Source organism: Candidatus Eisenbacteria bacterium, assembly GCA_016867715.1.
In the GTDB taxonomy this organism is placed as follows: Bacteria; Orphanbacterota; Orphanbacteria; order Orphanbacterales; family Orphanbacteraceae; genus VGIW01.
On sequence record VGIW01000019.1, the window covers coordinates 20,057 to 46,375 of the forward strand.

21 protein-coding genes are annotated in these 26,319 nt (G+C 65.9%); all 21 read left to right on the plus strand.

The window, feature by feature from the left end:
* Position 1: 1 nt before the first annotated feature.
* Entirely contained in the window at positions 2 to 994 is a 993-nt protein-coding gene (locus FJY73_05510; GenBank protein ID MBM3320117.1) for a glycosyltransferase, read from the plus strand.
* The gene (locus tag FJY73_05515; GenBank protein ID MBM3320118.1) at positions 991 to 1,710 is read left to right on the plus strand and encodes a glycosyltransferase family 2 protein; all 720 of its coding nucleotides are present in this window, start codon (positions 991 to 993) and stop codon (positions 1,708 to 1,710) included. Before FJY73_05510 ends, FJY73_05515 begins: the two co-directional genes overlap by 4 nt.
* Positions 1,711 to 1,717: 7 nt before the next feature.
* On the plus strand, positions 1,718 to 2,071 hold the full coding sequence (locus tag FJY73_05520) for a DUF2304 domain-containing protein (GenBank protein ID MBM3320119.1): 354 nt from the start codon (positions 1,718 to 1,720) through the stop codon (positions 2,069 to 2,071).
* A gap of 1 nt (position 2,072) precedes the next feature.
* Positions 2,073 to 4,247, plus strand: a complete 2,175-nt coding sequence (locus FJY73_05525; protein MBM3320120.1) for a tetratricopeptide repeat protein — start codon at positions 2,073 to 2,075, stop codon at positions 4,245 to 4,247.
* A gap of 77 nt (positions 4,248 to 4,324) precedes the next feature.
* A complete protein-coding gene (locus FJY73_05530) occupies positions 4,325 to 5,257 on the plus strand; it encodes a glycosyltransferase family 2 protein (GenBank protein ID MBM3320121.1) in 933 nt (310 codons plus the stop codon).
* On the plus strand, positions 5,254 to 6,807 hold the full coding sequence (locus FJY73_05535; GenBank protein ID MBM3320122.1) for a glycosyltransferase family 39 protein: 1,554 nt from the start codon (positions 5,254 to 5,256) through the stop codon (positions 6,805 to 6,807). The genes FJY73_05530 and FJY73_05535 overlap by 4 nt, the downstream gene beginning before the upstream one ends.
* Positions 6,804 to 7,925 carry a glycosyltransferase family 4 protein gene (locus FJY73_05540; GenBank protein ID MBM3320123.1) on the plus strand — a complete coding sequence of 374 codons (1,122 nt, stop codon included), beginning with the start codon at positions 6,804 to 6,806 and terminating at the stop codon, positions 7,923 to 7,925. The genes FJY73_05535 and FJY73_05540 overlap by 4 nt, the downstream gene beginning before the upstream one ends.
* Complete coding sequence (wecB, locus tag FJY73_05545) at positions 7,915 to 9,048, plus strand: UDP-N-acetylglucosamine 2-epimerase (non-hydrolyzing) (GenBank protein MBM3320124.1); 1,134 nt, start codon at positions 7,915 to 7,917, stop codon at positions 9,046 to 9,048. Before FJY73_05540 ends, wecB begins: the two co-directional genes overlap by 11 nt.
* Complete coding sequence (locus tag FJY73_05550; GenBank protein ID MBM3320125.1) at positions 9,035 to 9,979, plus strand: flippase-like domain-containing protein; 945 nt, start codon at positions 9,035 to 9,037, stop codon at positions 9,977 to 9,979. The genes wecB and FJY73_05550 overlap by 14 nt, the downstream gene beginning before the upstream one ends.
* Positions 9,976 to 12,336 (plus strand): hypothetical protein, encoded by a 2,361-nt coding sequence (locus FJY73_05555; protein ID MBM3320126.1) that lies wholly within the window; start codon positions 9,976 to 9,978, stop codon positions 12,334 to 12,336. Before FJY73_05550 ends, FJY73_05555 begins: the two co-directional genes overlap by 4 nt.
* Entirely contained in the window at positions 12,326 to 13,066 is a 741-nt protein-coding gene (locus tag FJY73_05560; protein ID MBM3320127.1) for a polyprenol monophosphomannose synthase, read from the plus strand. The genes FJY73_05555 and FJY73_05560 overlap by 11 nt, the downstream gene beginning before the upstream one ends.
* Positions 13,063 to 15,234: a glycosyltransferase gene (locus FJY73_05565; GenBank protein MBM3320128.1), complete on the plus strand. Its 2,172-nt coding sequence runs from the start codon at positions 13,063 to 13,065 to the stop codon at positions 15,232 to 15,234. The genes FJY73_05560 and FJY73_05565 overlap by 4 nt, the downstream gene beginning before the upstream one ends.
* Positions 15,227 to 17,578 (plus strand): hypothetical protein, encoded by a 2,352-nt coding sequence (locus FJY73_05570; protein MBM3320129.1) that lies wholly within the window; start codon positions 15,227 to 15,229, stop codon positions 17,576 to 17,578. The genes FJY73_05565 and FJY73_05570 overlap by 8 nt, the downstream gene beginning before the upstream one ends.
* A 102-nt stretch (positions 17,579 to 17,680) precedes the next feature.
* A complete protein-coding gene (locus tag FJY73_05575) occupies positions 17,681 to 18,121 on the plus strand; it encodes a GtrA family protein (protein ID MBM3320130.1) in 441 nt (146 codons plus the stop codon).
* Positions 18,122 to 18,316: 195 nt separating this feature from the next.
* A complete protein-coding gene (locus FJY73_05580) occupies positions 18,317 to 19,825 on the plus strand; it encodes a sigma-54-dependent Fis family transcriptional regulator (GenBank protein ID MBM3320131.1) in 1,509 nt (502 codons plus the stop codon).
* 127 nt (positions 19,826 to 19,952) lie between these two features.
* Positions 19,953 to 20,924 (plus strand): polysaccharide biosynthesis/export family protein, encoded by a 972-nt coding sequence (locus FJY73_05585; GenBank protein MBM3320132.1) that lies wholly within the window; start codon positions 19,953 to 19,955, stop codon positions 20,922 to 20,924.
* Between the two features lie 18 nt (positions 20,925 to 20,942).
* Positions 20,943 to 22,637, plus strand: coding sequence for a hypothetical protein (locus tag FJY73_05590; GenBank protein ID MBM3320133.1), 1,695 nt, complete (start codon positions 20,943 to 20,945; stop codon positions 22,635 to 22,637).
* Positions 22,634 to 23,326 carry a CpsD/CapB family tyrosine-protein kinase gene (locus FJY73_05595; GenBank protein MBM3320134.1) on the plus strand — a complete coding sequence of 231 codons (693 nt, stop codon included), beginning with the start codon at positions 22,634 to 22,636 and terminating at the stop codon, positions 23,324 to 23,326. Before FJY73_05590 ends, FJY73_05595 begins: the two co-directional genes overlap by 4 nt.
* 55 nt (positions 23,327 to 23,381) lie before the next feature.
* Positions 23,382 to 24,347: a glycosyltransferase family 2 protein gene (locus FJY73_05600; protein MBM3320135.1), complete on the plus strand. Its 966-nt coding sequence runs from the start codon at positions 23,382 to 23,384 to the stop codon at positions 24,345 to 24,347.
* On the plus strand, positions 24,344 to 25,303 hold the full coding sequence (locus tag FJY73_05605) for a glycosyltransferase (GenBank protein ID MBM3320136.1): 960 nt from the start codon (positions 24,344 to 24,346) through the stop codon (positions 25,301 to 25,303). Before FJY73_05600 ends, FJY73_05605 begins: the two co-directional genes overlap by 4 nt.
* Positions 25,300 to 26,319: FemAB family PEP-CTERM system-associated protein (locus FJY73_05610; protein MBM3320137.1), on the plus strand; the 1,020-nt coding region annotated here is incomplete at its 3' end. The genes FJY73_05605 and FJY73_05610, both read left to right, overlap by 4 nt.

Below are 26,319 nucleotides of genomic sequence, written 5' to 3' on the forward strand. Positions count from 1 at the left end.
GATGGATGGCCGAAGCGTTTCCGTCGTGATCCCCGCGTGGAACGCGGCCGGGCGCGTCGGCCGGGCCGTACGCGCGTCCCTCGCGCAGGATGGGATCTCTCCAGCGCCCGAGGTCGTCGTCGTGGACGACGGCTCCTCCGACCGAACGGCGGAGGAGGCGGAAGGGGCGGGAGCGCGGGTCGTTTGTCAGGAGAACCGGGGGCCCGCGGCGGCGCGGAACGCAGGATGGCGCGCGGCGGGGGGGGAGACGATCCTCTTCACCGACGCGGACTGCATCCCCTGCGCGGACTGGGCGGCGCGTCTCGTGAATCTCCTCGGCGAGGAACGCGCGGGAGCGGCGGGGGGATCGTACGACATCGCGAACCCGGAATCGCTCCTCGCGCGCTGCGTCCAAGAGGAGATCGCGCTCCGCCATCGCCGCATGAAGAGGAACGTCCGGTTCCTCGGGTCGTACAACCTGGCGGTGAGAAGGCGCGTGCTCGAGGAGACGGGCGGCTTCGACGAATCCTACCGCCGAGCGAGCGGCGAGGACAACGACCTCTCCTATCGGATCCGGAAGCGCGGTTACCGCCTTCTCTTCGATCCCGAGGCGCGCGTGCGTCACGTTCACCCGGAGCGTCTCGGACGGTATCTTCTCGAGCAGGCCCGGCACGGGTATTGGAGGATGAAGCTCTACCGCGATCATCCGGAGCGGATGCGGGGGGACGATTACAGCGGTCTCGTCGACTTCCTCGAGCCGCCGGCCGCCCTCGCGGCGGTTCTCCTTCTTCCGTTCGCGCGGACCGCGCCCGCGCGCCTCGCCGCGGCGATCGCGCTCCTCTTTCTCCTTCTCGCGGCGCTCGGGGCGACGGTCCGCATGGCGCGCCGCGGAGGGCCTTCGCTTCTCTTCTTCTTCCCGGTTCGGCTCGCGCGGGCCTTCGCGCGCGGAGGAGGCCTCGCGGCCGGGGTCTGGAGCTTCTGGATTGCGGCCGCCCTGCGGGGGGAAACGCGGTGAGCGGAAGGGGGAAGGGGATCGTCGTTCTCGTTCCCGCCTTCAACGAGGAGGAAACGGTCGGCCGGGTGGTCCGAGAAGTTTACGAGGCGCTTCCCGAAGCGGCGGTCGTCGTTCTGAACGACGGGTCGGCCGATCGGACCGGCCAGGAGGCGCGGCGCGCGGGCGCGCGCGTCGTCGATCTTCCTGTCAATCTCGGGATCGGGGCGGCGATGCAGACCGGATACCGCTATGCCGCCGCCCGAGGTTTTCGCGCCGCCGTCCAGGTCGACGGGGACGGCCAACACATCCCTTCGGAAATCCCGGTCCTCCTTGGCGCGCTGGAGGAGGGGGCGGACCTCGCGGTGGGATCCCGCTTCCTCGATCGGGGTTCGTACCGCGCGCCGGCCCTTCGGCGCCTTGGGATCGTCTTCTTCGGAGCGGTCGTCACGCTCCTCACGGGGAAGCGGTTCCGCGACACGACGAGCGGCTTCCGCGCGGCGAACCGCCGGGTGATCGAGTTCTTCGCACGCCATTACCCGAGCGACTACCCGGAGCCGGAGGCGATCCTCCTTCTTTGCCGCGCCGGCTTTCACGTGCGGGAGGTCGCGGCGCGTCTTCGCGAGAGAGGGGGTGGCCACTCGTCGATCACCGCCCTCCGCGGATTGTTTTATATCTTCAAGGTTTTTCTCGCCCTCGTGATGGGAACCGTGCGGCGGCCGCCGAGGGCGGAGGAGTAGAGTCGCGATGTTCAGCCAAGTCCAGACCGTGTCCGTTCTCGGTTCGCTGGCGCTCCTTCTTGTCATCCTCGAGCTCGTTCGGAAGGGGAGGCTCGCGGAGGAGTTCAGCCTCCTCTGGATCCTGACGGCGGGGGTTCTCCTCCTTCTTTCGCTTTGGAGGGGCGTTCTCGACCTCCTCGCGGCGGCGCTCGGCATCTTCTATCCGCCGTCGGCTCTCTTTCTCGTCGCCTTCGGGTTCGTGCTCCTCCTGATACTTCACTTCTCGATCATCGTCTCGCGCCTCTCGCGGCAGAACCGGGAGTTGGCGCAAGCTCTCGCGCTTCTCCGCACGGAGATCGAGGAAGCGAAAGAGGAGAAGTGAGATGGCGACCGCGGATCGGAAGACGGAACGGAAGCGGGCGGCGGCGCCGTCTCCGTGGGAACGGACGGAGCGGTACATCCTTCTCGTCGCGGGGATTCTCGCGGTCGGGTGGGGACTGCGCGCGGCGTTTCTCTCGGCCGATCCGCCCGACACGCTCTCCTGGAGCCAGGGCCCGTTCACCGACGGGGCGGTCGTCGTTCACAACGCGAGGAGCAAGGTCATCTCTGGTTCATGGTTCGTCGATTACACGAAAGACATCCTTCTCTTCCCCCTCTCGAACCTCGCCGCGTATCCGGTCTTCCGCGCCGCGGGGGTCGGGCGTTGGCAAGCGGCCTTCACGAACACCCTCTTCGCCGTCCTCTCGCTCTTGGTGATGGGAGCGGGGCTCGCGGCGGCGCTCGGAAGACCGCTCGCGCTTCTCTGGCTGCTCGTCGCGTCGTTCAGCTATTTCCTCATCATGTTTCAACGAATCCCTCTCGCCGAGCCGGCGATGATCCTTCTCCTCTCTCTGTCCTTCTACTACTTCTGCACCGCCGAAAGAGGGAGATGGCGCCCGGCGGCGAGCGGCTTCTTCGCGGCCGCCGCTCCCTTCTTCGGCAAGGCGCACGCGTACTACTTCCCTCTCGTTCTCCTCGCGGCCCTGTGGATCATGCGGCGGCGCGAGAAAGGGGAACGGCCGGGCTCTCGTCTTCCGCTTCTCGGGATGGGGGCGGCCGCGCTCCTCTGGATTGCCGTTCTCTTCGCCCCTCACGCGAAGCACATCTTCTCGCACCTCGCGCATGAGTCGTATCAGAAGCACCTGGGCGGCCTGTTCGGCTTTTTCAAAGAGTGGCTTCAGAACGTGGTCGGCATGGGAACCTACACGAAGATGTTCCAGAGAGAGCCGATCCCCTGCTCGCTCGGCTTCGTCGGTTTCGCCGCCCTCCTCGCCAAGGGACGCGCCGGTTGGAGGGAGGAGAAGCCGGCGATCGTTCTCCTCGCGCTTTGGGTGGTTATGGGTTGGATCGCCCTCTCGCTGATCCGCATGCCGGCTCCCCGTTATCTCACCGCGCTTCATTTCCCCCTTCTCGGGCTCGCGGCGATGACCCTCGGCGCCCTTGCTCGAGGGGGAACGCTCGCGTGGAAGATGCCCCGGAGTGTGGGAGGGAGGATCGTGTTCGCCGCGCTTCTCTTCTTCGCGCTCTACCAGCCCCTCTCGGCGGTTGGGACGCCGATCCTTCAGGTCTTGAGGAACTCGGCGTGGGGGATCGGGATCTACGGTCTCTTCGTTCGAAGGGAACAGTTCAGCGAGCTGGTCTTCTTCTGCTCGGTCCTTTCGGCGATCCTGACGCTCCTCCTTCTCGCGGGTCTTTTCTGGCGCGGCGCGGAGAAGCCTTGGCGAGCGTCCTTCTCCCCGAGAACCGGGCGCCGGCTCGCGCTCGCTCTGGTTCTCCTGACGCTCGCCGTGAACGCCAACAACTGGGTCGCGTGGGCGGCGAACCGGACGTACTACCTCCGCGACGCCTCGAGGGACCTCGCCGACTGGCTCCCCCCGGGGGCCCGCCTCATGGGAAGCTACGCGCCCACGCTCGGGCTCGACAACCGTCTGCCGGTCTATGCGTACTTCGGGGAGATCGGCGAGACCGACGTCTTCCGCAAGCACGGCATCAGCCACGTCGTGATCGTGAGCCAGGGGGATCACGCGGAGATCAAGGAGAAGTACCCGGAGATCTTCGCGAAATGGGACATGGTCCTCTCCTACCCGCTCCGCTGCCGGTATTCGGACACGATGGGGATCTTCCGCTTGCCGGAGGAGGTGGACGGCGCGCGCATCCATTCGTGCGAGGTCTCGCTCTTCGAGCGGGCGGTCGAGGTCGCCTCGCAGATGAAATGGGCGGAAGCCCTCGCGCTTCTCCAGGAGTTCACGCAGGAGAAGCCGGGGAACGCGGACGGCCATTACCTCGTCGGGTTCATGTACAATGAGCTGGGGCGCCGGGAGGAGGCGGTCCGGTCGATTCGAAAGGCGATCGACATTCGGCCGCAGAGGCCTTACTACTATTACAAGCTCGGCGAGATCTACGCGGACCTCGGGCAACCCGTGGAGGCGAAGCGTCTGCTCGAGATCGCGAACCGTCTGAACCCGCGGGACCGGGACGTGAAGGAAGCCCTCGACGGCCTCCAGCCCCGCGGGCACTGAGGAAGGACCGGATGATGCCGTCCGCGACCGAGGGAGAAACGAGGATGGAAGGTCCCGACCGCGCGATGGGAGAAGAGGTGGATGTCTCGGTCGTCGTTCCGCTCTTCAACGAGGCGGCCTCCCTTCGGGAGCTGAAGGCGAGAATCTCCGAGGTGCTCGACCGACACGCGTACTCGGGCGAGATCCTCTTCGTCGACGACGGTTCGCGCGACGGATCCTTCGGCGTCATCGAGGAGATGGCGGCGGCGGACGAGCGCGTGCGGGCGCTCCGCTTCCGGAACAACTTCGGCAAGGCGGCGGCACTTTCCGCCGGCTTCCGCGAGGTGCGCGGACGAATCGTGGTGACGATGGACGCCGACCTCCAAGACGACCCGGCGGAGATCCCCCGGCTTCTCGCAAAGATCGACGAGGGGTTCGACGTCGTCTCCGGGTGGAAGAAGAAGCGGCGGGACCCGTGGAGCAAGACCGTTCCCTCGTGGTTCTTCAACAAGGTAACTGCCTTGGTTACAGGCATTCCGATCCATGACTTCAACTGCGGCCTGAAGGCGTATCGAGGCGAGGCGGTCCGCGAGATCGAGGTGTACGGCGAGCTGCACCGCTACATTCCGGCCCTCGCCGCCTGGAAGGGTTTCCGCATCGGCGAAATCGAGGTCACGCACCATCCGAGGAAGCACGGGCGCTCGAAGTACGGGCCGCGGCGATTCCTCTCGGGTTTTCTCGATCTCCTCACCGTGATGCTCCTCACGAAGTTCACGCCGAAGCCGCTCCACCTCTTCGGGTTCGTGGGGGCCGCGCTCGGGCTCGTCGGCTTCTTGATCTCGCTCTATCTCGTGACGCTGAAGCTTCGCTTCGGGAACATCCAGGGCCGCGTTCCTCTTCTTTCCCTCGGCGTGCTCCTCGTCATCATGGGGATGCAATTCCTCTCGACCGGGCTTCTCGCGGAGATGATCGCGAGCCATCGGGCCTCGCAAGCGCGGGACTACTCGGTGGAAAGGAAGATCCGGCTTTGACGCGGCGGAAGCCCCCAAGAAAGGAAGCGGGTTCCGTCCGACTTCTCCGCGGAGCCCGGGTCCTCCGCTGGCTTCCGGTGGGAGCGGCGATTCTCTTCCTTGGCGGAAGCCTCGCGCGCTTCGACCCGAAGCTCTCGATGAACGGAGACGACGCCGAGTTCCTCATCCTCGGCCGCGCGATCGCCGAGGGGAAAGGAATGACGAACATCAACGAGGCGGAGCCGACCCCCCACACGAAGTACCCGTTCCTCTTCCCGGCCCTCCTCGCTCTTCTTCATCGCGCGGCGCCGGACTCGATCCTCCTCCCAAAGATCGTCGGGATTCTTCTCGGGTGCGCGTCCGCGTCCTTCTTCGCCATGCTCCTTCTTCGCGTCGCGACGCCCGGAGTCGCCGCGGCCGGCTCGCTTCTCTACGCGACGAACCCCTTTCTTCTCGATTTCGGGCAGCTCATCCTCTCCGAGACCCCGTTTCTCTTTCTCGCGCTTCTCGCTCTCTTGCTCTTTCTCCGATGGGAGGAGAGGGGAGGGCGCCTCTTCCCGGTCGGAGCGGCGGCAGCGGCGATCGCGGCGTACTTCACGCGGAGCGCGGGAGTTGCTCTTCTCGGCGCCGTCTTCCTCGCCCTCCTTCTCGGACGGCGCCCCCGCGCCGCGGTGGTTTTCGCGCTCATCGCCGTCGCCGCGGCCGTCCCGTGGTCCGTCCGGAACCAAAGGGTCGGCGGAAGCGCATACATGAATCAATTTTTGGTCAAGAACCCGTACGATCCGGATGCGGGGAAGCTCGACTTCGGCACGTTCGTGAGCGCGCGCCTCGCGGGGAACCTTGAAACGTACGGGACCTACGAGATTGGCCGGGGGATCGCGGCGGGAGCGTACGCGGGAGGGAAGGCAAGGGAGTCCGCGGCTGGCCGCGCGATCGCGCTCGCCGCATCGCTCGCCGCCCTCGCGGGTCTTGCCGCGAGGATCCGAAAGGCCGCCGGCATCCTTGAGGGCTATACCGTTCTCTATCTCGGCGTGTGCCTCCTCTGGCCGGAGGTCTGGGGGAGCATCCGATTCCTTCTCCCGGTTCTTCCGCTCCTTCTCTTCTACGCGCTCTTTGCGGGAGCGCGGGTTCTCGCGGCGGCGCCGGCGGCGGCGCGACCGGCGGCGTTCCTTGGGGTCGTCCTCCTTCTCGGATCGAACGTCTACGCGAATGCGAAGGAGAGGGGCGCTTCGGCATATCCGCCCGCGTGGCGGAACTACCACGGGGCGGCGCTCTGGGCGAGGGAGAACACGCCCGAGGAGAGCGTCTTCGTCTGCCGAAAGCCGGGGCTCTTCTATGTCTGGTCGGGGCGGCGCGCGGCGGCGTACCTCTGGTCCGAGGATCGCCGGGCGGTCTTCGAGAAGATGCTCGCCGATCGGGCGGATTACGTGGTGGTCGCTCCTCTCTCGGGAACGACACCCCGCTATCTCATCCCGGCGATCGAAGAGCATCGAGGCCGCTTCGAGGTCGTGTTCCATCTTTCCGAGCCGGACACCTATGTGCTCCGGCTCCTGCCGGAGAATGCGCCGTGAGGATCTTTGTCCAGTCGATCTACTACCCGCCCCGATTGGGAGGGATCGAGAACCACGTGTTCAACCTATGCGTCGGGCTCGCCGCGCGCGGGCACCAAGTGACGGTGGCCGCCTCCCGAACGGAGCGGGACGCTCCGGCTCTCGAGCGGCTCGGAAACCTCACCGTGCGGCGGACGCCGATCCCGGGACGGCATTTCTTCGGATGGACGGCGAACGCGGTTCTCTCGCTCCCCGTCGCGATCCGGCACGGGTGGGACGCGGAGGTTCTTCATGCCCATACCTTTCAGGCGGTCCTGCCGCTTCTCCCGGTCCGTCTTCTCCGAGGAACCCCGCTCGTCGTCACCCTGCACTGCTCGCATTTCCTTCGGATGGTGAAGAAGCCGATCTGGCGAGCCGTCTTCCGTCTGCTCTTCGCCCCCGCCGATTTCTTCTTGGCGACGAGCGTGGAGCTCGCGGACGCGGGCCGACGGGTCGTCCCGTCGAAACCGATCGAGGAGGTGGTGAACGGGATCGACACGGATCTCTTCCGGCCGGTGTCGCCGTCGGTTCCTCGGCGGGAAGGGCGGGCGGTTCTCGTCGCGACGCGGCGGTTCGTTCCGAAGAACGGCGTTCGCTACCTGATCGACGCGCTCCCCGCGATACTGGAAAAGATCCCGTGTGACCTGTATCTTGCGGGGATCGGGCCGGAGCAGCGCGATCTCGAGGAGCGGACGGCGCGCCACGGAATCCGGGAGTGCGTCCACTTTCTCGGTGGGGTTGCGAACCGGGATCTGCCGCCGCTTCTCTCGTCGGCGGACGCGGTGGTGGTCCCGTCGCTCGTCGAGGCGACCTCGCTCTCCGCTCTCGAGGCGATGGCGTGCGAGCGGCCGGTCGCGGCCTCGAGGGTTGGCGGTCTCCCCGAGATCATCGACGAGACGTGCGGGACGCTCTTTCGGAGCGGCGACCCGGACGACCTCGCGGAGAAGTTGGTCGCGCTTCTTCGCCGCCCCCGCGAGGAGCGGGCCGCGCAGGGAGCGGAGGGGAGGCGGCGCGTCGTCGAGCGCTGGAGCCTGTCGTCGTTCGTCGATCGCCACGAGGCGCTCTACCGGCGTCTTCGGGAGGCGAGGCATGGCGCGTGAAGGGCCGCGGGTTCTCGCGGTGATCGGGACGAGACCCGAGGCGATCAAGATGGCGCCGGTCGTGCTCGAGCTCCGCGCGCGAGCGGAGGGTTCGGTCCGCACGGTTCTCACCGCGCAGCATCGGGAGATGTCGGACGAAGTTCTCGCCCTCTTCGGCATCGAGCCGGACCACGACCTCGATATCATGCGCCCCGGCCAATCGCTCTTCGAGACGAGCGCGCGTCTCCTTCCGGGGCTCGAGTCGGTCTACCGGAAGGAAAGCCCGGACCTCGTTCTCGTGCAGGGAGACACGACCACGACCTTCATCGGCGCGCTGTCGGCCTATTACCTCGGCATCGCGGTCGGCCACGTGGAGGCCGGTCTTCGCACCGACGACAAGAGGAACCCGTTTCCGGAGGAGATCAACCGAAGGCTCACCTCGTCCCTCGCGGACCTCCACTTCGCTCCGACGGAGAGGGCGAGGGGGGCGCTTCTCGCCGAGGGGATCCCGGAACGCCGGATCCGCGTGACGGGAAACACCGTGATCGACGCGCTCTTCCGCATTCTGGAGAAGAAGGGGCCGGAGAGCGAGCGGCTTCCCGAGGGGCCGGATCCGTCGCGGCGATGGATCGTGGTGACGAGCCACCGCCGCGAGAACTGGGGCGCGCCGCTCGAGTCGATCGCTTGGGCGCTTCGCGATCTCGTCGAGCGCTACGACGATGTCGAGGTGATCTATCCCGTGCACCCGAACCCGAACGTGCGGAAGACGACCGACGCGCTCCTCCGGGGACGCGCGCGCATCCACCTTCTCGAACCGCTCGACTATGTCCGGTTCGTGCGTCTCATGAACGCATGCCGCCTTCTCATCACCGATTCGGGCGGCGTGCAGGAGGAGGCGCCCTCGCTCGGCAAGCCGGTTCTCGTGATTCGCGAGAAGACGGAGAGACCTGAGGCGGTCGAGGCGGGGACGGTGCTTCTCGTCGGAACCGATCGCGAGCGGATCGTGAGAGAGGCTTCGCGTCTTCTCGATTCCGACGAGGAGTACGATGCGATGGCGCGCCGGCACAACCCGTACGGCGACGGAAAGGCGTCGGGGAGGATCGCGGACGCGATCGCCCGATGGTGGCGAGATGGAACGGCCTAGCCGGTTCAGCATCCTCCGCGTGCTTCTCTCGTCGGCGCTCGTCGCGGCGATTCTCTTCTTTCTTGCGAGGCTCCTCGCGAGAAGCTGGCGCGAGGCGGGCGTCTATGATTGGAACGTGAACGGTTGGTGGATCGCAGCCTCGTTCGCCGTGCTCGCCCTCTACTTTCCGTTCGTCGCGTGGATCTGGGCGGGGCTCGCGAGGTCCGTGGGTGGGGAGATCTCCTTCCGCGGGGCCTGCCGCGTTTGGTTTCTTTCGCAGATGGGCAAGTACGTTCCCGGAAAGGTCTGGTACGCGATGGGACGGCTCTACCTGAGCCGCGAGTCGGGGCTCGGCATCGTTCCGGCCACGGCGAGCACGCTTCTCGAGATCCTTCTCGTCCTTCTCTCGGCCGGCGCGGTCTTTCTCGTGTCACTTCCCTTGTGGCCGTCCCCCGCGCGAGGCGAGCTTGTGTGGATCCCGATCGCGGTGGTTCTCCTCGCGCTTCTCGTGCACCCAAAGATCTTCGCGCTTCTTCTTGGCCTCGCCGCGCGCGCGCTCCGCCGGGAAGTTCCCCCGGTTCGGCTTACGTGGAGCGGCCTTGCGTGGAACACGGCGCGCTACGCGGGGAGCTGGATCCTCTACGGCGCCGGGATCGACTTCCTTCTCCGCGGCATCCGCATGGATGGCGCTTCGGCGGAGATCGCGCTCGGCGCGCCGGGACGGATTCTCTTCATCGCGGGGTCGGCGGCCGTCGCGTGGTCGCTCGGGTTTCTCAGCCTCTTCGCCCCCGGCGGGCTCGGGGTCCGCGAAGCATCCTTCGCCTATTGTCTCTCGATGCATCTCGCGGCGCCGCTCCCGGTTCTCCTCGCGCTCGTCGCGCGGCTCTGGATCGTCGTGGGGGAAGTCGGGTCGGCCGCGGTCGGATGGCGCCTCGGAGGAGGAGCTCGGTGAAAACGCGCATGAACAAACCCCGGCGCGATGAAACGAAGAAGACCCGGGCGATTCCTCCCGCGGCGCGGCTCGGCGACCCGGGGTGGGACCGCGCGGCGCCCCTCCTCTACGCGATCCTCACCGTCCTCTTCTTCGCCGGCTTTCTTTTCACAAGTAAAATGCTTTTTGGGACGGACACGCTTCCGATGGGATACGCGGCCAGGAAGGTCTACGCCGATCTTCTTCGCTCGACCGGGTCGTTTCCGCTCTGGAATCCGTACATCATGGGCGGGATCCCGATGGTGGACGGGCTCGTCGGGGGGGAGATGTTCTACCCGACGACCCTTCTCCAGTTCATCCTTCCCGTGCACCGGGCGCTCGGCCTGAAGCTCGTGATCCACATCTTCCTTGCGGGGTGGTTCTTCTATCTCTTCGCGCGGGGGCGCGAGGCTTCGCGGGCCGCCGCTCTCGCCGGCGGGGCGTCGTACATGTTCGCCCCGTACCTCATCTCGCTCATCTACGCGGGGCACGACGGAAAGCTCTTCGTCGCCTCGCTTCTCCCCTTCGGCTTCTTCGCCCTCGACCGTCTGATCCGGCGCGCGCGCTTCGAGGACGGTCTTCTCTTCGCTCTCGTCGTGGGCCTCCTCATCCTGACAGCACATCTCCAGCTCGCCTTCTTCGCCTGCGGCGCCTTCGGCTTCCTCTTCATCTGGGAAGGCGTCTCCGCCTGGAAACGGGGGGAGAAGCGCCGGGTCGTTCGCGCGGCTCTCCTCTTCGCGGGAGCGGCGCTTCTCGGCGCGGCTCTCGGCGCCGTCCAAACCTATCCTGCTTACCGCTACACGAGCCGCTTTTCTCCGCGCGCGGGGGGTGTCACCTACGAGTTCGCCACCTCCTGGTCGATTCACTGGGAGGAGGCGGTCTCGCTCGTCGTGCCGGAATTCGGGCACTACCTGGATGACTACTGGGGGAAGAACCCGTTCAAGCTGAACTGCGAATCCCCCGGGTTCGTCGCGATGCTCCTCGTGGCGGCAGGGCTCTTCCTCCTCCGTCGAGACCGCGGTCTTCTCTTCTGGTACATCGTCCTCCTCGCGTCGTTCATCTACGCGCTCGGCGCGGAGACGCCGTTCTTCCGGATCATCTATCATCTCGTGCCGAAGTTCTTCCGCGCGCCGAGCACGATCCTCTTCTTGTTCTCGTTTGCCGCCTCGTGGATCGCCGTTCGGGTGCTCGACGCCTATTGGCAGGGACGCGACCTTCGCAGGATTCGCATCGGGTTCGCGGCGGCCGGGGCGCTTCTCCTTCTTCTCCTTCTCTTCGTTTCATCGGGTGAGGGCTTCTTCCGCGCGTGGTCGTCGGTCTTTCACAAAAACATCTCCGCGGAGAATCTTCGAACGGCCGTGCGCAACATCCCGAACGCGCAAGCGGGCATTCTCGCGAGCCTTCTCATCGGGGGCCTGTTCATCGCGGTCGCGGAGGGGGCGAGGAAGAAGCGCTGGGCTCTCGAATGGACCGCTGCGGCGACGGTTCTCCTCGTTTTCGCCGCGAACGCGCGGACTTCGCGCGATTTCGTCAAGGCGGTCCCGCTCGAGGATTACGTCCGCGAGGACGCGCTCATCCGGCGCATGAAGAGCGATCCGGAGGTTTTCCGGGCGCTTTCCACGATCCCGAACCTCCACGACAACTACTTCTCGATTTTCGGGATCGAAGGAGCGCGAGGGTTCTTCGATAACCGGATCCGGTGGTACGACGAGGTCTCCTCTCCGGAGAACCTCCAGAGTCCGAATGTTCTCAACCTTCTAAACGTGAAGTATATCGTCTCCGGCGCGGGACTCCGGCATCCGTCGTTCGTTCAGGAGACGACCGAGGGAGAGCGCGCCCTCTATCGAAACCTGCAGGTCCTACCGCGCGCGTTCTTGGCCGAGAGCTTCGAGATCGTCGATCGTTCCCGAATGATCGTGCGCATGAAGGATCCGGATTTCGCGCCGCGCAGGACGATCCTTCTCGAGGAGGACCCCGGCTTCGCTCCGGACTCCGGGGAATCGGGGGGAGAGCCGCCGCCGGCCGTCTGGATCGCGTACACCCCCAACCGCCTTCGACTGCGGGTGACGGCGGCGCGGCCGTCGCTCCTCTTCGTTGCGAACCCGTGGCTGCCGTATTGGCGCGCGCGGGTCGACGGAAGCGAGGCCCGGCTCCTCCGCGCGCACTACGCCTTCCAAGCGATCCCCGTTCCGGCGGGGGAGCGCGAGGTGACGCTCGAGTTTCATTCCGATCCCTTGCGGGCCGCGGTCGCCGTGAGCGGCGCGGCGGCCGCCTTTCTCGTCGCCGGCGCCCTCTTCACCATCGCGAGGCGGCGGAAGGGAGGGGGAGATGGCGCCTAGTTCGGACGCGAAGACAATCGTCGTGATTCCGACATACAACGAGAGGGAGAACATCCGAAAGCTCCTTCCGGAGATCCTCGCGATCGGCGAAACGATCGAGGTCCTCGTGGTGGACGACAACTCCCCCGACGGGACCGGCGCCGTCGTGAAAGAGCTCGCTGCGAAAAACCCGAGGGTCCACCTTCGCGAGCGTCCGGGGAAGATGGGGCTCGGCTCCGCGTACGTGAAGGGGTTCCGCGAGGCGCTCGATCTGGGCGCGCGGCTCGTGGTCGAAATGGACGCCGACCTCTCGCACGATCCCAAGTATCTCCCCGACTTCCTCCAGCTCGCGCGGACGGCGGACGTCGTGATTGGATCGCGCTACGTGCGGGGCGTGAACGTGATCAACTGGCCGATGTCGCGGCTCATCCTTTCGTACGGGGCGAATGTCTACACGCGGATCATCACGGGGATGCCGATTCGAGACGCGACCGGCGGTTTCAAGTGCTTCCGGAGTGAAGTTCTCGAGGCGATCGATTTCGAATCGGCGCGATCCGACGGCTATTCGTTCCAGATCGAGATCAACTTCCGGTGCTGGAAGAAGGGCTTCCTCATTCGGGAGATCCCGATCGTGTTCGTCGATCGCCATTCCGGGACCTCGAAGATGTCCAAGCGAATCATCTGGGAAGCGGTCTGGATGGTCTGGCGTCTTCGTTTCGGGAGTCTCTTCCGTGTCGGGAGAAAAGGATGAGCGGGCCGGACGCCGAACGGAAGGTTTGGCTCTCGATCATCTTCGTAAGCTATAACACGCGCGAGCTTCTCGTGGAGGCGCTCCGGTCTCTCCAGACGAACCCTTCCGCATACGAGACGGAAGTCCTCGTCGTCGACAACGCATCCACGGACGGAAGCGCCGATGAGATCGCGCGGCTCTTCCCGCGGGTGCGGATCCTCGCCAACGAGAAGAACCTTGGCTATTCGAAGGGGGTCAACGAGGGAATCCGCGCCTCGAAGGGGGAGTTCTGTCTCGTCCTCAACCCGGATATCCGCGCGCGCCCGGGGAGCCTCGACCGCCTTCTGGAGTACGCGATCGAGAACCCGGACGTAGGCGTCGCGGGGGCGAAGCTGCTGAACCCGGACGGGTCGCTCCAATACTCGAGCCGGAGCTTCTACACATGGAAGACGATCCTCTTTCGGCGGACGCCGCTCGGAAAGATCTTCCCGAACGCGGGCGCTCTCCGCGAGCATCTCATGCTCGACTGGGATCACCGGACGACGCGCGATGTCGATTGGATGCTCGGCGCATGTCTTCTCGTTCGACGAAGCGCAGTCGACGACGTCGGCCTGATGGACGAGCGTTTCTTCCTCTACTTCGAGGACGTGGATTGGTGCTACCGCATGAAAGCGCACGGGTGGCGAGTAGTCTACGTTGCGGACGCGGTGATGGAGCATCACCACCGGCGGGAATCGGCCCGCGGCCTTCTCACGCGGCAGAAGGCGTCCCACGTCGGCAGCATGTTCCGTTTCTTCGACAAGTGGAGCCAGTCGTGGTACCGCCTGAAGACGAGGCGTCATTGGGCGCGCTTCATCCTCCACGCCGCGGCCGACATCCTCGTCGTGAACCTTTCCTTCTTCGCCGCCTACGGGATCCGCGTCTTCCTCGGGGAGGTCTTCACGAAACCGGTTTTCCCGATCGCGACGTACGGGACCTTTCTCCTCTTCGTCAACCTGACCACCCTGCTCAGCCTCGCGGCCACCGGCTTCTACCGCGAGACCGACCGCCCGGTCGGCGCCGGTCTCTTCGTCGATATGTTTCTTCGAGCGCTCCGAGCGGCCGGCATCGCGTACTTGGTGGCGACAGCGGCGACCTTCCTCGTGCAGGCGCGGATCTATTCGCGCTTTCTCGTCACGATCTTCTTTCTCCTGCTCGTCGTGCTTCTTCCGCTCGGGCGCGTCGCCCTTCACGCGATGTACCGGGCCCTCCGGCGGAACGCGTATGATCTTCGCCGCGCGATCGTCGTCGGATCGAACGATTTGGCGCGGAGCCTCGCCGAGCAGATGCGGGCGTTTCCCGCGCTCGGATACGACGTGGTCGGGTTCGTGACGGAGCCGGACGAGACTTTCAGCGGGAAGGGCTTCCTCGGGACGACCGAGGATCTTCCGCGGCTCGTGCGGAGGCACCGGGTGACGGACGTGTTCTGCGCGGGGAGCCGCGACCCCCTTCCGCTCGTGTCGCGACTTCTGCTCGCGCTCGCGGACGCGCCGGTGTCGGTGCGCGTCGTCTCGGATCTCGCGGCGATCACGATCTCCCGCGGGGAGGCGGAGGAGTTCCTGAACCTTCCGATGCTCCGGTTCGAGCGGCGGAGCCTGGTCCGCTACCGCCCGGGGCGGAAGCGCCTGTTCGACCTCCTCTTCGCGTTCGCGGGGATCGTCCTCGGCCTTCCCCTCTTTCTGCTCCTCTTCTCGGCGGGGCTCGCGGGCGCCCGGCCGGTCTTCGCCGTGGAGACGCGGCCCCACATCCGCGGCGCGAAGGTGCGCGTGCGGAAGCTCCGCGTGCCCGGACCGGAAGAACGAGGGATGATCCGATCGACGCTTCGCGGCTTCTACCGCGCCCTCCCTTTCGCGGCGTTCTATCCGGCCCTTTTCTCGGTTCTCGCCGGCCGGCTCTCGTTCATCGGTCCAAGCGTCGGCGAGGCGGAGAAGGGACGCTTTCTCGACGAGTGGCAGCGGCTCGTCGCGACGATGCGTCCCGGTCTCTGGACGTCGGCGGCCGTCGCGGGGTATCCTTGGGTTCCGTTCCGGGATCCGGTCGGGCTGAACCTGTACTATCTCCAGCACTGGTCGGTGGGGCTGGACCTCCACATCGTGCTCCGCGAGATGCTCCGTTCGGCGCGAGGAGGAGGAGAAACTTTTGATGATTAAATGGATCCTTCTCGGGTGGTCGCTCGTCCTTCTCCCTCTCCGCGCCGGAGCGGAGGACGTGTGGGACGTGCACGTCAACCAGCGGAACGGATACGATCTCGCGCGCGACGACCGGTACGTGTATCTCGCAACGGCCGGAGGGGTGCTCAGGCTCGAGGTCCAAACCGGCGAGCTCAGTCCGATTCTCCCGCTGGACGGCCTCGCGAGCGTCAACGTTCCATGCGTCGCCGTCGACCGCCGGGGGAACAAGTGGTTCGGGCACGGGGATCCCGACTTGGGCGTCTCGCTTCTCGACTCGGCGGGGAACTGGTCCCTCGTCTCGTCCTTCGAAGGACTGCGACTGAATCGCGGAAAGAAGGTGAACACGATCCACGCCGCAGGGGACTCCGTTTGGATCGGGACCGAGAGCGGAGCGACCCTCTTCGAGAACCGCGCGCGGAGGATCGTTCTCTCCCAGGAGAAGGAGGGGATCGTCTCGGACGACATCCACGCGATTCTCTCGACCGAAGGGAAGATCTGGCTCGGGACGAACCTCGGCCTTTCCGTGTACAGCGCGGGGACGGTTCGGAACTACACGGTGGAGACGGATTCCCTTCCGGTTCCGGAAGTGCTCGCCCTCGCGGTCGACCGGAGCGCTCGGATCTGGGGGGGGACGTCGCGGGGTGTCTTCCGAGTCGAAAACGGAGAGGTGAGAATCCCCTCCGAGTTTCTCCTTCTCCAGAATCGGCGAATCCGAGCGATCGCGTTCGAGGACTCCTCGGGAACGGACATCCCCTGGTTCGCAACGGACAACGGCCCGTACCGCAAGGTTGCGCGCAAGACGAGAAGGGACACCGGAACCGAGATGGGCGACCCGGAAGACGCCATGAAGGTCTTCGTCGACCGTCAAGGAGATATCTGGCTCGCCAACAACCAGCGATGGCTGTTCCGGTGGGTTCCGACCGCGGATGGCTGGAAGGAATACACGCAGCGCGGCACGATCCCTCTCAATCATCTCGCGGACGTTGCGGTCGATCGAAGCGGCCTCGTCTGGTGCCCGCTGGTCGGGAACCTCGAGGGGCCGAACAACTCGCCCGGCAACCGTATGCTCGTGTACGACCAGCTCACGTGGACCTCCGTCGGGCAAGCGCTCGGTTCGCAGCACTCCTCGGTGTCGAGCGTCGCGATCGACAGCCTGGGGAATCGTTGGTTCGGCGTCCGCGCAGGAGGGATCGTCCCGCAAGGGACTCTCCTCAAGATCGGCGCGAACGTCGGCGCGGTGGTCGCCGCAAGCGACATTAAGTACTTCTCGATCAACGCGCCCGATTTCGCCGAGCAGACCCGCGCCGTCTACAACATCGAGGTCGGCCCCGACAACACAAAATGGATCGCGGTGACCTCCGAGGGAGTCGCCGCGCTCGATTCGGCGGAAAATGAGACCGCTTGGGGCGGCTGGTCCCACGAGAACGGGTGCTTCGGGAACGAAGGGCCATCGCTTCCGGTGTCCGCGCTGGACGTATCGATCGGAAAGGACGGAAGGATCTGGTGCGCGACCGAGAAAGCCTACGCGGTCGCCATCGACTACCGAGGCACGCTGACGAACCGAACGGACGACCTGTGCACGCGCTACAACGCTCCGAGCTCGCCGTTCCCCTCGAACCTCATCTACACCGTCCGCGTGGATCCCGCGGGAATCGTCTGGTTCGGCACGCAGGGCGGGATGGTCCGCTACGATCCCCTCTCCCGCCAATGGAAGGTCTACACCGCTCAGAACACGGGCGGTGGGCTCCCTGACAACCGGGTGCGCGCGATCGCCTTCGACCGCCTGGGGAACACGTGGGCCGGCACGTTCGGCGGCGGGGTGGGCGTTCTTCTCCGCGACGGCGACACGTGGCTAGAGCCTTACACCCTCGCGAACAACCAGAGAAGAGGAAGCGGGCTCACTTCGAACGAGATCACCTCGTTCTTCGTTCGGGTCAACAGCATGAACGAGGAAGAGATCTGGATGGCGACGTGGGGAGGAGGGCTCATCCGGTTCGTGAAGGACTGGAGCGACCGTCCGGTGATTGGGGATCCGGAGAGGCTTCTTCCGGTCCTTGCGTACCCGAATCCTTATCGGGAGGGAGAGGAGACCGGGGGGGAGATCCGTTTCGCGCGCGTGCCGGTGGGAGCGAATCTGTCGATTTACAGCCTCGCGGGCGATCTCATCCGAATTCTCGACGGTCCCGCGGCCGAGGACGCCGCCGATCCGATCTGGGATCTTCGGAATGGGGAGAGGATCCCGATCGCATCAGGAATCTACCTTTTTATCGTGAAGAAGAACGGCGAGGTCGTCCACTCGGGGAAGATCGCGTATGTGCGGTAGGCGCCGGGAGGAGGCCCGTTCTCCGCGGGCGAGCCGCGGGCGGTTCGGCCGAAGAAGGAGCCCGTCCCCGGCCTCCAGCTCCCGCGGGAGGCGCCGCGCCGAATGAAGATCCCGACCGCTTCGCTCCGCCGGTTGCTCGGCCCGAGGCTCTGGCTCCGCCAGTTCGTCAAGTTCTGCATTGTGGGCCTTTCCGGGCTCGCCGTCGATACGTCGGTTCTCGCCCTCTTTACGGAGATCGCTCGCCTGGATCCGCGCGCGGCGGCGGTGCCCGCTTTCGCCGTGGCGGTGAGCTGGACCTACACGATGAACCGGTGGTGGACGTTCCGTGCCGGGGGCGCGCGGGGCGTGGGTGTGTCGTACGCGAGCTTCGTCGGGGTCTGCCTCGCGGGCCTCGGGCTCCGCCTGCTCACGATGCACCTACTCATGGAGTACGGCGGCCTCGGAGCGGGCCGCCGCTACTACCTCGCGAGCCTCGCCGGCATCTTCGTCGCCACCTTCTGGAACTTCGCGGGAAGCAAGTTCGTGGCCTTTCGCAAGCGATAGCTCGGGTTGCTTCTCGCGCGCGGGCCCACTGCTCCGCTTTGTCGCAGAACGCGACGGAAGCCCGCGCGAGACGCAGCGTTTCCCGCAGCAAGATCCCTCGGTTCCCTTCCAAGGAAAGGCGTCGGATGGCGCGGATGGACCTGTGTTCCTCTCGTCTTCCCATGCGCCGCTTCTGAGCAGAAGCCGGTACAAGGTTTGCTCACCTCCCCTCGTGCGGTCGGCGGGGAGGGCACCCAACTGAAGAAGATCACGATCATCGATCGAAGGCGCGAGTCGATCCTCCGGCTTTCAGACGATCTCGAGAGACGCGGTTACGAGGTGCGCACGTACGCCGACGAGCGCGAGGCGCTTGGAGAGATCGCGGCGTCGCGCCCCGACCTCGTGATCTCGGAAATCGCCCTTCGAGGCGTGTCCGGACTGCAGGTCCTCGCGGAGATCCGCGGAATCGATCCCCGCATTCCGGTCATCATCGTGACCGAGCACGAGAACACGCAAGACGCCATCGACGCGATGAGCGGCGGCGCCTACGACTATTTCCCGAAGCCGGTCGATGTGGAGAAGGCGCTCAAAGCGATCGAGAAGGCGCTCGAGCTCGGCCTACCCGAGGCGCGGCGCTCCCCGCCGGGAGAGAGCGTCGAGGTCGGCGCCGCCGCGGCTCGCCTCATCGGGAAGAGTCCGGAGATGGTGGAGATCTACAAAAGGATCGGGCAAGTCGCGGTGTCCGATGCGGCGATCCTGATCCAGGGAGAGAGCGGAACCGGAAAGGAGCTCGTCGCCCAGGCGATCCATCGGAACAGCCGGCGCCGGAACGGGCCGTTCCTCGCGGTCAACTGCGCCGCGATTCCCGAGACGCTTCTCGAGAGCGAGTTGTTCGGATACGAGCGCGGGGCGTTCACCGGCGCCGTCGCGCGCAAAGCCGGGAAATTCGAACAGGCCGACGGCGGGACGATCTTCCTCGACGAGATCGGAGACATGAGCCTCAGCATTCAGGCGAAGGTGCTCCGAGTCCTTCAGGACAGAAGCTTCGAGAGGGTGGGCGGACGCGAGACAATCTCCGCCGACACGCGCGTGGTTGCGGCCACGAACAAGAGCCTCGTCGAGTGCATGAAGAGGGGCACCTTCCGGGTCGATCTCTTCTATCGGCTGAAGGTCGTGTCGATCTTCCTCCCGCCTCTCCGCGAGCGCGGAGACGATGTTCTCCTTCTCGCCGAGTACTTCATTCAAAAGTTTAACTATCAACTGGTGAAGTCGGTCCGCGGGCTCTCGCCGGAGGCGACCGAGCTGCTCCGAACCTTCGATTGGCCGGGAAACGTGCGCGAGCTGGAGAACAACATCCAGACCGCGGTCCTCCTGAACAAGACCGGGGTGCTGATCCCCGAGGACTTCCCGATCTATCTCGAAAGGAAGGACGGCGGGACCCGCCTGGGGCCGGGCGCGAGAAGCCGCGACCTGGCGGGAGCCTTCCGAACGGTCCTCGAGCCGGTGTTCGGGTCGCTCTCGATTGAGCAGCGCGGCTCCGTCTACGACCGGATGATCCGCGATTTCGAGAAGGCTCTCCTCCGGCTCGCCTTGGAGAAGGTCGAGGGGAACCAGGTCCGGGCGTCGCGTCTCCTCGGGATCAGCCGGAACACCCTGCGCGGCCGGCTCGAGCGGTTTCGGGAGGATGAAGAGGCCGGGAGCGGCCGCTCCGAGCATCAGGTCTAGAGGCGGAGGTTGCGTAACAGCAAGGAGATACGGCGGGATCCGTCTTGACACCCCTCCCCGCGCGGTGTACGTTGAGGCGGACAAGGAGCCGGGAGATGGGATCCCGGTTCGGCCCGGAAGGATAATCATGAACCGAACGACGAGAACTTTCGTTCGAGCGATCCTCCTCCTCGGCGTCGCGGCCGGGGGGAGCTTCGCGCAGGTCGAGACGGAGCGCGTGTACACCATCGGCGTGGGGGACCTCCTGAGGGTTTCGGTTTGGCAGGAGCCGACCCTCAACCGGGAGGTCGAGGTCGGGATCGACGGCCTGGTTGTGCTCCCGCTGGTCGGATCGATCCGCGCGGCGGGCCACACGCCCTCCGCCCTCGCCGCGATCCTCACCGACCGCTACTCCCTCTACAAGAGAGACATCTCGCAGGTCGAGGTCGTGGTGATCGAGTTCAACAGCCGGGAGATCTTCGTGATCGGCGAGATCGGGCAGCCGGGGCGCTACACGTTTCAAGAGATCCCCGATCTGTGGACGGTGATCATGGAGGCGGGCGGGCCGACGACGAGCGCCTTCCTGAGCGAGGTCCGAATCCTCCGCGGGGAGGGCGAATCGATGCGGACGATCACGATCGACCTCAACGCCTATCTTCTCGGCGGAGATCGAGAGGCCCTTCCGCGACTGCAGCCGGGGGACACGGTGTACATCCCAAGGACGAGCGTGCTTGGAGCCGACTTCCTCGCCGACCGGGTCGTGTACGTGTTCGGAGAAGTCGTGCGGCCGGGCACGTACCTCGTCGGCGCCAACGAGAACCTGGTCGGAGCGCTCCTCCTCGCGGGGGGCATCACGCCTACCGGTGATCGCGGCCGCGTCCGGATCGTCCGCGACGAGTCGGGCCAGCGCGTGGTGACCGAGGTGAACATCGAGGACTACACGAAGCGGGGCGATCTCCGTGGGAACCCGATCCTGCGGGCGGGGGATACGATCGAGGTGGCGCGAGACTCCGAAACGAGGCTCCGCACCTTCTTCGACTCGTACGGCGCCGGCCTTCGAATGGTCTCGACCGTGCTCACGTTTGTGTATCTCTATGACCGCCTGGTGGACAACCGCTGAGTGAATCGAAAGGACGCGATGGACGACTCCCGGCAATCCTTCGATCCGCGGGCCTTTCAGGGGACGCTCGCGAAGAGGAAGTGGCACCTTCTCGTGCCGCTCGTTCTCGCGACCGCGACCTCGTTCGTCGTGGTCGAGCGGATGCCGGAGATCTACGCCATCGAGTCGGTTCTTCTCTTCGAGACGGCCGCCCCGCTCACCGGCGAGGTGGAGCGCCATCTCCTTCCGGGCACGAGCCCGTCCCGCGGACGCGAGGAGGACCGGAGGATCGAGGCGAACCTTCTGCGGATCAAGGTCAGCTCTCCCGATTTCCTCGGCGAGCTGGCGGAAGAGATGGGTTTCCTGAACGATCCGGCCGGTCTCGAGCGAGCCGCCCTGAAGAAGGCGGATAGCGGGGACCCGAAATCGCCCGAGGAGATCTTCCGCCAGGATGTCACCACGTGGCTGGCGAGCATGATCGAGGTCAACCTGGCGGGATCGAACATCTATCAGATCACGATGAAGGGGAACGATCGCGATCTCCTCTTCCGCATGTCGAACCTGATCAACACGAAGCTCCTCGAGATGGTGCAGAACGAACAGCTCGGCCGCCTGCGTGCGGCAAGCGTCTTCACCGACGAGCAGATCACGATCTACAAGGCGAAGCTCGACGAAGCGAGGCGGGATCTCGACCGTTTTCTCGCCTCTCAGCCGCTCTCGAGAAGCGAGCCGACCTTCTCGCGAATCGACGCCGCGGCGGTGGTCCGGCTCGTGGACGAGACCGGCTACGAGATCCTCCGCATCACCGAGCGCGAGCAGGAGTCGAGCGCGATGTTGACCCAAATGTACGGGTTCAACATCGATGCGTTCTTGGACGGCGCGATGCCTTCGGTCTCGCTCCTCGCGGAGAAGCTGGTGTCGCTCGAGAAGCAGCTCGGCTTCCTCCTCCTCGAACGGTCCTGGAACGATCCGACCGTGATCGCGCACAACACGAGGATCGGGGAGGCGCGCGCCGAGATCGAGGACGCCGGGCGTCGCCTCGCGCGCTCTCTTCTTCTGAACCAACCCTCGCGCGTGCAAGAACTGGCCGGGGATGTCCTCCGCGACCGCATCCTTCTGGACGCCCTTGCGTCGCGGAGGGGGGCGCTCGAGCAGCAAACCGTCGTGCCGTCCGTTCAGGGCCCCAGCCCCGCGGTCTTGAGTCGCCGGGCGCAGGAGCTCTCATTCCTCGAGGAGCAGGTCCGCATCAACGAGGGGATCTACAACTCCTTCCTTCGCCAAGCTACCTCCGCGAAGATCTCCGAAGCGGTCGAGACCGAGCAGCTCATGCGCAGCGTGCGGGTGATCCGCGCTCCCCAATGGCCCGCGAAGCCGGCCAGCCCGAACCGCCCGCAGGTGATCGGCCTCGGGATCTTGATCGGCCTTGCGCTCGGGGCGGCGGGGATGATGTTCGGCGAGTACTTCGATACCTCCGTGAAGGATGTCCGCCAGGCGGAGGAGATCGTCGGCGTGCCGATTCTCGGGACCATTCCGCTCATCGAATACCGCTTCCAACCCAGGACGCGCGGGGGCTTCTGGAGAAGAGGAACGGTGGCGCGGTGGGCAGGGGGGATCCTCGTCGCGATTCTCGTCGGCTTTCTCTTCTACCGAAGTCGGGCGGGTGTGGCCGAAGAGAGCGCGGAACCGGAGAACGAGGCGGGCGGGGGGATCGTGAACGAGGAGGTTGCGCGATGAACGGGAACGGCGTGCCGATCCTCGACCGGTACGATCCCGAGGCGCCGAGCGCGATCGAGTTTCGCAGACTTTATTCACGCCTCAAGTATAGGATGGGGGAGAAGCCGGTTTTTCCCCTGATGATGACGAGCTCGAAGCACGAAGAGGGGAAGACGACGACCGCGGCTTTCCTCGCGCTCACGATCGCGCGAAGCGAGGAAGGGCGTGTGCTTCTCGTCGACATGGATCTTCATCGCCCGCGCATCCACCGCCTCTACGGTCTCCCGATGCAAGGAGGCGTCAGCGAGTTCCTCCAGGGGGCGGAGCCGTTCGATCGGCTTCCGAAGAGCACGCCCCTCCCCAACCTGGACATCCTGACGAGCGGGCGAATGGTGCGTTCCCCATCCGCTCTCTTCGATCCTCCGCTTCTCCGCGGCTTCCTCGAGGAGCTGTCGAGGCGTTATCCGGTCGTGATCATCGACTCTCCGCCTCTCCTTCCCGTGAGCGACACGATGGTCCTCAGCACGCTCGTCGCGTCGATACTCTTGGTGGTGATGGCGGGGAAGACGCCGCGGGAAGTGGTCGCGCGGGGGACGGAGATCCTGAGGGACGTGAACGCCCCTCTCGCGGGCGTCGTTATCAACAACTCGAGGGGTGTCCTGCCATACTACTACAACTACAAGTACTACGGCTATCGCCGGAAGGAATAGCCTTGCCCGATCGCTGAATCGGAGTCGAGAACCTGCGCCACAAGAGGAGCGACCCGTGCCGACCGTCCCTGTAGCCGCCCGTCCCGTCGACCTCTCGATTCTCGTTCCGGTCTACAACGAGAAGGAGAACGTCGGCGCTCTCCACGCGGAGACCGTTCCGGTTCTCGATCGGCTCGGGCTCACATGGGAGATGGTCTTCGTGGACGACGGATCGATCGACGGGACGCACGAGGCGCTCGCGGCGATCCGGCGCGAGGACGCGAGGGTGCGCGTCGTCCGACTTCGCAGGAACTTCGGGCAGACAACGGCGCTCGCCGCGGGCTTCGATTACGCGAGGGGGGATCGGGTCGTCACCCTCGACGGGGATCTCCAGAATGACCCGCGCGACATCCCGCTTCTTCTCGAGAAGATGAACGAGGGATACGAGGTCGTGAGCGGCTGGCGGCGCGATCGGAAGGAGCCGTTCCTGACGCGCCGATTCCCTTCCGCCGCCGCCAACCGACTGATCGCCTATCTTTCGGGAGTGCCGATCCACGATTTCGGATGCACGCTGAAGGCATACGACCGGAGCGTGTTCGAACGGCTTCCGCTCTACGCCGAGACGCATCGTTTCCTCCCCGCGCTCGCCTCTCTCTCCGGGGCGCGCATGACGGAGACGGTCGTGCGCCACCATCCGCGCCGTTCCGGGCGTTCGAAGTACGGGCTCTCCCGCGTCGGCAAGGTGCTCGTCGATCTCCTCGCGCTCCAGATGATCCTGCACTTCTCGACGCGCCCGCGCCGCTGGTTCGGCGCTCTCGCCCTCCCGTTCGCGGTCTCAGGCACCGTATGCGGCGCATGGGCGGCGGCGGCCTATCTTGCTGAACCGGAAGGCCCGCCGGCGATCGTGCTGCCGGGCGCGACGTTTCTCCTCTTCTTCCTGTCGTTCTTCCTTCTCTCGCTCGGGTGGTTCGCGGAGCTCGTCACGGCGACCGGCATCCGCGAGAAGAGGCTCGCGCGCGTTCTCGGAGGGCCCGGACGATGAACGAATCGGCGATTCCCGCGGCGCGCGCCGGCTGTTCGGTTCTCGTGTACCTTCCGTACGCGACCGCCCGCCTCGGGGAGATCCTCTCGTCGATCCACGAGGGAATGCGCGGCGAGGAGTACGAGGTACTTCTCCTCGACGACGGGACGGGGCGAGGCGCGGAGTGGAAGGAGACGTTCGGCGAGGGGCCGGCTCCCGTTCGCGTCGTGCGGCTCGCGCGGCGCTTCGGCGAAGCGGTCGCCCTCGACGCGGCGCTTCCGCACGCGCGCGGCGCAACGCTTCTCACGATCCCTGCCGGAACACCGGTCACCGCGGAGGAGATCCTCTCGCTCCTTGCCGAGATCCGGCGGGGATCCGACCTCGTGGTCGGCTGCCGTTCCGGACAGACCGGTTCCTTTTTCGAGCGCATCCCGCTTTCGATTTACCGGGGCATGGCGCGCCGCGCGACCGGAATCGCGTTTCGCGATTTCGCGAGCGGCGTGCGCGCCTTCCGACGCGAGGTGGCGGAAGAGATCGCCCTCTACGGCGAGATGGTCCGGTTCCTTCCGATCTTGGCGGCGGGGCGCGGGTATCGGGTCGCGCAGATCGGCATTGCCGGAAAGTGGCCGCGCCCGGCAGGCGGCGCGCGCGCCCGCTTCCAGCCGATGACCTATGTCCACCGCATGCTCGATGTCCTGACGCTCTATTTTCTGCTGCGCTTCACAAAGAAGCCGCTCCGGTTCTTCGGGCTTCTCGGCATGCTTCTCCTCCTCCCCGGGGTGTTGATCATTCTCTATCTCTTCCTCGTCCGCATCCTCCTCCACCAAGGGATCGCCGGCCGCCCGCTTCTCCTCCTCGGCATCCTGCTCATGGTCCTCGGCGTGCAGACGATCTCGATCGGCCTGATCGGTGAGATGATCATCTTTACGCACTCGCGCGAGACCCGGGACTACAGCGTTCTCGAGGTCCTCGAATGATGAAGGTCCGCCTTCTCGAGCACGGCGAGGAGGAGGCATGGAACCGTTTCGTCGACGAGCGCCGGGAGAGCCTGCTCGGTCATCGTGCGGAGTGGCGGGAGATCCTCGCGGAGAGCCTTGGCCACGAGCCGCGCCATCTCGTCGCCGAGGAATCGGGCGCGATCCGCGGGGTTCTCCCGCTCGTCCGGGTCGCGGGGATCGTAGGCGGAAGGGCTCTCGTGTCGCTCCCGTGGCTCGACGCGGCCGGCCCTCTCGCGGCCGACGAGCAGGCGAGGGATGCGCTCGTTCGCCGAGCGGTCGAGATGGGACGCGAGACACGCTGTTCCTACGTCGAGATTCGATCGTTGAAGGAACTTCCGGAACCCCGGCCGGTTCGCGGGTCGAAGGCGGTCCTCATCCTCCCGCTCGACGAACCGGAGAGTATGTGGAAGGCGTTCGACGCGAAGGTGCGGAACCAGATTCGCAAGGCGGAGAGAGAAGGACTCGTGGGGGAGATCGCGGGGGAAGAGGGGATCGGCCCTTTCTACCGGGTCTTCTCGCGAAACATGCGGGATCTCGGTGTTCCTGTCTGGGGGGAGCGCTTCTTCCTGAGCATCCTTCGGCGCTTCGAGGGGCGTGCGCGGGTCGTCCTCGTTCGGCGGGACGGCCGAGCCGTGGGCGGAGCCCTTCTTCTCCGGCACGGGGAGACCGCCGTCGTCCCGAGCGCCTCCTCGCTTCGGAGCTACTTCTCCCTTTGCCCGAACCACCTTCTCTACTGGACGGCGCTTCGCGAAGCGCGGGCTCTCGGCGCGACCGTCTTCGATTTCGGCCGATCGACGCCGGGGAGCGGGACGTTTCGGTTCAAGGCTCAGTGGGGGGCCGAGCCGAGAACGTGTTTCTGGCACTACGCCCTTCTTCGGATCCGCGAGGTGCCGGAGAAGAACACCGATAGCCCGCGCCTCCGGTGGGCGGTCGCGGCGTGGAAGAGGCTTCCCGTCCCGATCGCGAACCGGATCGGGCCGATGATCGTGCGGAGG

Coding starts and splice junctions, on each gene's coding strand:
- FJY73_05550 (MBM3320125.1), top strand. CDS start 9,035: ATGGAACGGCCTAGCCGGTTCAGCATCCTCCGCGTGCTTCTCTCGTCG.
- FJY73_05570 (MBM3320129.1), top strand. CDS start 15,227: ATGATTAAATGGATCCTTCTCGGGTGGTCGCTCGTCCTTCTCCCTCTC.
- FJY73_05585 (MBM3320132.1), top strand. CDS start 19,953: ATGAACCGAACGACGAGAACTTTCGTTCGAGCGATCCTCCTCCTCGGC.
- FJY73_05575 (MBM3320130.1), top strand. CDS start 17,681: ATGAAGATCCCGACCGCTTCGCTCCGCCGGTTGCTCGGCCCGAGGCTC.
- wecB (MBM3320124.1), top strand. CDS start 7,915: ATGGCGCGTGAAGGGCCGCGGGTTCTCGCGGTGATCGGGACGAGACCC.
- FJY73_05590 (MBM3320133.1), top strand. CDS start 20,943: ATGGACGACTCCCGGCAATCCTTCGATCCGCGGGCCTTTCAGGGGACG.
- FJY73_05520 (MBM3320119.1), top strand. CDS start 1,718: ATGTTCAGCCAAGTCCAGACCGTGTCCGTTCTCGGTTCGCTGGCGCTC.
- FJY73_05595 (MBM3320134.1), top strand. CDS start 22,634: ATGAACGGGAACGGCGTGCCGATCCTCGACCGGTACGATCCCGAGGCG.
- FJY73_05510 (MBM3320117.1), top strand. CDS start 2: ATGGATGGCCGAAGCGTTTCCGTCGTGATCCCCGCGTGGAACGCGGCC.
- FJY73_05565 (MBM3320128.1), top strand. CDS start 13,063: ATGAGCGGGCCGGACGCCGAACGGAAGGTTTGGCTCTCGATCATCTTC.
- FJY73_05605 (MBM3320136.1), top strand. CDS start 24,344: ATGAACGAATCGGCGATTCCCGCGGCGCGCGCCGGCTGTTCGGTTCTC.
- FJY73_05560 (MBM3320127.1), top strand. CDS start 12,326: ATGGCGCCTAGTTCGGACGCGAAGACAATCGTCGTGATTCCGACATAC.
- FJY73_05525 (MBM3320120.1), top strand. CDS start 2,073: ATGGCGACCGCGGATCGGAAGACGGAACGGAAGCGGGCGGCGGCGCCG.